Annotated in this window: 6 protein-coding genes; 3 read left to right on the top strand and 3 right to left on the bottom strand. The window is 73.2% G+C overall.

What is annotated here, in order from left to right:
- Nucleotides 1-620, top strand: a 620-nt coding sequence (locus tag ACOV8S_RS19325; protein WP_448319058.1) for a DMT family transporter, incomplete at its 5' end; no start/stop codon positions are given.
- Between the two features lie 30 nt (nucleotides 621-650).
- On the opposite strand, the gene ACOV8S_RS19320 is transcribed toward ACOV8S_RS19325, so the two are convergent.
- Entirely contained in the window at nucleotides 651-1292 is a 642-nt protein-coding gene (locus tag ACOV8S_RS19320; protein WP_448319057.1) for an HAD-IA family hydrolase, read from the bottom strand.
- 316 nt (nucleotides 1293-1608) lie between these two features.
- On the opposite strand from ACOV8S_RS19320, the gene ACOV8S_RS19315 reads away from it, so the two are divergent.
- Nucleotides 1609-1791: a hypothetical protein gene (locus ACOV8S_RS19315; protein WP_448319056.1), complete on the top strand. Its 183-nt coding sequence runs from the start codon at nucleotides 1609-1611 to the stop codon at nucleotides 1789-1791.
- A gap of 297 nt (nucleotides 1792-2088) precedes the next feature.
- Complete coding sequence (locus ACOV8S_RS19310; protein ID WP_448319055.1) at nucleotides 2089-2436, top strand: beta-Ig-H3/fasciclin; 348 nt, start codon at nucleotides 2089-2091, stop codon at nucleotides 2434-2436.
- Between the two features lie 196 nt (nucleotides 2437-2632).
- Here ACOV8S_RS19310 and ACOV8S_RS19305 read toward each other — a convergent pair whose 3' ends face one another.
- Together ACOV8S_RS19305 and ACOV8S_RS19300 are read right to left on the bottom strand one after the other, a co-directional pair.
- Entirely contained in the window at nucleotides 2633-3820 is a 1188-nt protein-coding gene (locus ACOV8S_RS19305) for a CDP-alcohol phosphatidyltransferase family protein (RefSeq protein WP_448319054.1), read from the bottom strand.
- 711 nt (nucleotides 3821-4531) lie between these two features.
- Nucleotides 4532-5455 (bottom strand): zinc-binding dehydrogenase (locus ACOV8S_RS19300; RefSeq protein WP_448319053.1); only part of this gene is annotated, 924 nt, incomplete at its 5' end.

Raw genomic sequence — 5455 nt, 5'->3', positions numbered from 1 at the left:
CGCTGGGCCTGTCCGGCACGGTCCTGCTCTGCGCCGCCCAGGCCACCGATTCCGGGCCCGGCCGCGCGGGGGCGGACTCCACCGCGGCGACCCTGCTCGGCATCGGTCTCGGTCTGGCCGCCGGTCTCACCTACGCCCTGTACTCCTGGGCCGCCCACCGCCTGATCAGCAGCGGCATCACCTCGGGCGCGGCCATGGGCGCCGTCTTCGGCCTGGGAGGGCTGCTGCTGATGCCGGTCCTGCTGGCCACCGGCGCCCCGTTGTCGGCCTCCTGGTCCAACGCCGCGGTCGGCACGTACATGGCGCTGGTCCCCATGTTCCTCGGCTACGTCCTCTTCGGCCGGGGTCTCTCCCATGTGCCGGCGAGCACCGCGACCACGCTGTCCCTCCTGGAGCCCGCGGTCGCGGCGCTGCTGGCCGTCCTGGTGGTCGGCGAACGCCTGCCGGCACTGGGCTGGGCCGGCATCCTCCTGGTCGTCGCCTGCCTCGCCGTCCTGACCACACCGGCGCGCGCCCCGCGCAGGCGGCCGACGTCGACGGCAGCCCGCGTGGCCGCCGCCGACGCGGGGGATCCGGTCACCGTTCTGGGACCGGACGGGGGCGTCGGCACGCGCGCGTGAGGCGTGCGCTGCCCCGGCCGGACGAACGGTTCAGGCGGCCCCGACGTCGCCGAGCAGAGGGGCGAGCGCCGTGCGCAGGTCGGCGGCCCGGCGATGGTGCAGCGCGGTCATCCCGGTCTCCCGGGCCGCCAGCACGTTGGCCTCCGTGTCGTCGACGAACAGGCAGCGCCCGACCGGCACGCCGAGTCGCTCCGCGGCATGGCGGACGACGCGCGGGTCGGGCTTCGCCACCCCGATCCGGGCGGTGTTGACCACCACGTCGGCGAGGCCGTCGAGGCCCTGCCGCTCCAGGTCCCGCTCCAGTCGGGTGGTCGCGTTGGTGACCAGGGCGACGGTGGCGACCTCGCGCACCTGCCGGAGCAGGGCGACGACGTCCTCGTCGACCGCCGGCAGAACGGCCGACCAGTCCGCGACCGTGGCCTCGGCCCGGCGCCTGGAACCGTGGCGTGCGGCAAGGTCGTCGGTGACGGCCGCACGCCACTGCTCGTCGGTGACCTCGCCGGTGACGGCGGGGTGCAGCCGGGCCGGGGCGAAGGCCGCGGCGGCCAGAGCGCCGACGGGAAGGCCGTTGGCCACCTCGAGGGCGTCGGCGGGCGGCCAGTGGCGTATCACGCCGTCGAGGTCGCAGAGCACGGCGTCGAAGGGGCGCGGGCGCGAGGAAGGCGTGGACATGCCGCGCATTCTCGTGCAGTGACGGACGCGCTGCCCCTCGGCGTCGGAGTTGGCGTCCTCGGCGCCCTGCCGCGGCCGGGACTCGCCCCCGTCGTCGCCGGCTCCTGCCGGACGGCGGCCGGAGCCGAGATGGGTGGCGGCACCAGGCACACCGGTGGTCCGGTCGCACCTCGGGATGGGTCCGATGGGTGAACGGTGGGCGCGACACGGGGCCGGCGACGGCTCCGGGCGGCTTGCGGCTGGTGCGATGGGTCCACCGGACGCGAAAACCCGCCCGACCGTTCCGCGTCCGGGGACCGATCCCTGAGGAGGAACCATGCGCGTTCGCCGCGCCACCGCCACCGTTCTGGCCGCCTTCGCCATCGCCGCCGCCGGCCTCGGCGCCGGGACGGCCGTCGCCGCCGACGACGACGACCACTCGCCGAACATCTTCTCCGGCACCCAGTGGACCTCCGAGGAGGGCAACTACGGCACCGCCAACGCCGGTCACGACGACTGACGGTTCCGGCTGCTCCGCAGGTCCTGCCTGTCTGTTCCACCGTTCCGCCGTGACGTCGCCGACGATGCCGACGTCACGTCTTCTCCGCCCCGCACCCCCGCGGGCCCCGCGTCCGGCGACGCGACGGCCCCGGGGGTGCGGCGCGTTCCCGTGTTGCCGTAGGGGCTGCGAGGGCGGAGGCGTCGCCGCAGGTCCGGGGCGTGCCTGTCACCCGTTCCGCCCAGCGCGGATGCCGCCGTCCGGGGGCCGCCGGAGGATGGAGCCACCTCGACCGCCTCCCAGGAAGCGAGCGTGCCCATGTCCCCCACACAGCCCAGCGAGCGCACCGTGCGGCTGACGGCCCGTCGGACCGCCGTGATCGCCGCCGCCACCCTCACCGTCGGAGCCACCGCCGCCGCCCTCTGGCCCTCCGACCCGGCCTCGGCCGCGGCCCGCACCGCTCCGGCCTGCGTGCAGCCCTACGTCAACCCCACCCACGAGGGGTTCGACGTCGACCTCGCCAACGAGTGCGGGAGCGCGACGCGGGTCAGGGTCGTGGTGGACGGCGCCGGTGACAGCCCCTGCTACGCGCTGGCGCCGGGAGCTTCCGTGATCTACGCGCACGAGTCGGTCACCGGCGCCTACGAGCGCACGGTCACCTGCTGACGGGGCCGGCCGGCGTGTCGCCCGGACGGCCCCGCGGACGTGCGGGGGGCGGCGCGCGCTGGTGGGATCGGCACGTCGGCCCCGCGCCGTCCAGGCGGCCAGAGCCGAGCGGGGCCGACACTCCCGTCCCGGGCGCCGCGGTCCTCGGGCGCCGCGGTCCTCGGGCACCGCGGAACCGGGGTGGGGCCCGCCCGGGTCAGGACGCCGAGGTCGGCGACTTCTGCGAGCGGTCCTGCTGCAGCGGCACCACCGGCTGCCCGGCGGAACCGGTGGAACCGGCGCCGTCGGCCAGGACCGGCACCGGCGGCACGTAGTTCTTGTACGCCTCCGGCACGATCACGCCGGCGTTGCTGTCCGCGCCGGGGGCCAGCTCGGCCATGACCCGGTTGAAGTCCTTCGTGGAGAGCCAGAACTTGTACATGATCAGCAGCTCGAAGGAGAGCATCAGCGCCGCCGCCACCGCCGTGGTCCACAGGAGCTGACCGATCAGCGGGCCCACGATGAAGACGAACATCTGGAACTCGATGCCGCTGACCAGGTGGGGCCGGACCCGGCGGTCCACCAGCGCCCGGCGGACACGGGTGTACCAGGGGAACTTGGCGTGGAACCCGGTGTGCAGGTCGATGACCTGCCGGCTGTTCGCGGTGAGCACCCCGGCCCGCAGTTCCGCGGCCCGCGCCTCGGACTCGTTCTCGCCCTCGGCCTCACCCTCGCGGAGCAGGTCCTCCATGAAGACGACGTTCTCGCCCGACGCGGCCCCGGGACCGACGGCCGCGGCGGCGGCCAGCGTGTCGGCGACGTCCTCGCCCAGCTCCGCCTCGGCGAGGGCGGACGCGGCGGCCGCGGCACGGGCCTCGGCGGCGCGTCGCGCCTTCAGCGTCTTCCTGATCTTGCCGCGCATCCCCGCGCGCATCTTGTAGATCTGCAGCGCGTCCAGGTACCGGAGGCTGTCCAGGAAGACCACGAGCAGTCCCGCCGCGAGGTACATCCCCTCACCGGTGCGCAGGTACTGACCGCCCATCAGACCGAAGGCGCAGGCCAGCACGCGGATGCGGTCGAAGACGTAGTCCAGCCAGCCGCCGAACAGCGAGCCGTTGTTCTTCAGCCGCGCCAGCTTCCCGTCGACGCAGTCGAGCACGAAGCTGAAGTGGTAGACGACCGCGCCGACGACCAGCAGGACCGGGTCCGCGGTCAGGAAGAGCCCGGCCGACGCCAGACCGAGGACGAGGGCTGCCCAGGTCACCCCGTTGGGGGTGATGAACCGGAACTTCGCCATGACCAGCAGCAGGCGGGTGGCCAGCGGGTCGACGAGGAACACCGTCCACCAGGCGTCCCTCTTCTTACAGGTGAGATGCTGCACGGCTTTCAGCGACAGTTGGCTCATAACTCCTCGTCACACGGGACGTCATTCCGAATGCACATCGTGCCGCCGGCGACCCGACGACCGCCCCGCTCAAGAAGGCGAAATCAAGATCACGCCCCGAGGGGAATTCGGACTGTAGCAATCCCCGACGCACCGGCCACCCCAACTTCACCTTCCGTATGGGCGGGGTTTGTCACAGACATTGCCCTACAACCTTGCGCCTTCTCAGCCGTCCTTGTCGATGAATGATGAAATCCCGTCACAAGCGGATGGGGCCGTACAACCTTTTTCCATCTCAGTTGTCCCACCAGTCGCACAGGCCGCGGATATCGATTTGATTTCGGCGTACAACCTTCTCTTTTCTCAGCCGTCCTTGTTGCTGTGCGCCACCGTCCGTGCCATGCGGTGAGGGCGCCGAGGAGGAAATGCACGGGGCCGAGCGGGGGTCCCCGACCCGCCTCCGTCGCCCGCCGGTGCACCGCGTCGGGTGCGGGACCGGGCGGGCGTGTCGTGGCGCACCATCGCTGGGTGAGAAGCCACTGGATGTCCTCCGAGCAGGCGTGGCCGGGAACTCCTCGGACCAACTGGACCCTGGCTACGCCGCCGAACGGACGCGGACCCCGTGCGATCCCCCCGGGCCCGTCGTGATCCCGGCCCGTCGTGACGCCGGCGCCCGCACAGGCCGGGTCGCCCCGCACAGGCCCGGTCACCCCGTACAGGCCCGGTCGGCCGTCACGCTCCGGCCGGGACCTCCGAACGGTCGCGGACGACGATCTTGCCGACGTTGCGGCCGTGCAGCATGCCCAGGAACGCGTCCACGAGGTGCTCGAACCCGTCGACCACGGTCTCGTCCGGCACGAGCCGGCCGCTCCGCAGATGCGGCACCGCGAAGTCGTGCAACTCCTCCTGCAGGTCACGGTAGTTGCGCACGAGGAAGCCCTCGATGCGGAGGCTCTTCTCCACGACTTCCTCGTGCACCAGGAGCGGCGGCGGCGCGTCGGGGTTGTTGTACCGGCTGATCGTGCCCACCCGCACGATCCGCCCGAACTCCCGCAAGGCGCCGACCGCGGCTGCCAGTTGCTCGCCTCCGACGTTGTCGACGAACACGTCGATCCCGTCCGGGGCGACCTTGCCGAGCAGGTCGGCGGCGGGCCCGTCGTGGTAGTCGAAGGCGGCGTCGTAGCCGACCTCCCGCACCAGGTGGTCCACCTTCGCCGCCGAGCCCGCGCTGCCGACGATCCGCCCCGCGCCGAGCAGCCGGGCGAACCGGCCGGTGGCGGTACCGACCCCGCCTGCGGCGCCCGACACGTAGAGGTCCTCGCCCTGCCGGAGCCGGGCGATGCGGGTCAGGCCCACGTAGGCGGTGAGGCCGGTGCCGCCCAGGATGCTCAGGTGAACGCTCGGGGGCACCCCGTCGACGCGGGGCAGCCGCCGGGTCTCCTCGGGCGTGACCACGGCGTGCGTGCGCCACCCCTGCCGGTGGAGCACGAGATCCCCCTCGGCCAGCGCGGGCGTCCGGGAGGCCACGACCCGTCCGACGGTGCGGCCCTCCAGCGGAACGCCGAGGCCGAAACCGCCGGGCAGGTCGTCCATCATCTCGCGGTGGTAGGGGTCGACGGACCAGTAGAGGTTCCGCACCAGGGCGCTGCCGGGGGC

The sequence above is a fragment of the Streptomyces sp. CO7 genome (assembly GCF_053474865.1).
Note: the sequence above shows the minus strand (reverse complement) of the source record. Positions and strands in the feature narration are given on the sequence as shown.

Excerpts from the sequence above, each read along its gene's own strand:
- ACOV8S_RS19315 (WP_448319056.1), top strand. The coding sequence starts at position 1,609 with ATGCGCGTTCGCCGCGCCACCGCCACCGTTCTGGCCGCCTTCGCCATC.
- ACOV8S_RS19305 (WP_448319054.1), bottom strand. The coding sequence starts at position 3,820 with ATGAGCCAACTGTCGCTGAAAGCCGTGCAGCATCTCACCTGTAAGAAG.
- ACOV8S_RS19310 (WP_448319055.1), top strand. The coding sequence starts at position 2,089 with ATGTCCCCCACACAGCCCAGCGAGCGCACCGTGCGGCTGACGGCCCGT.
- ACOV8S_RS19320 (WP_448319057.1), bottom strand. The coding sequence starts at position 1,292 with ATGTCCACGCCTTCCTCGCGCCCGCGCCCCTTCGACGCCGTGCTCTGC.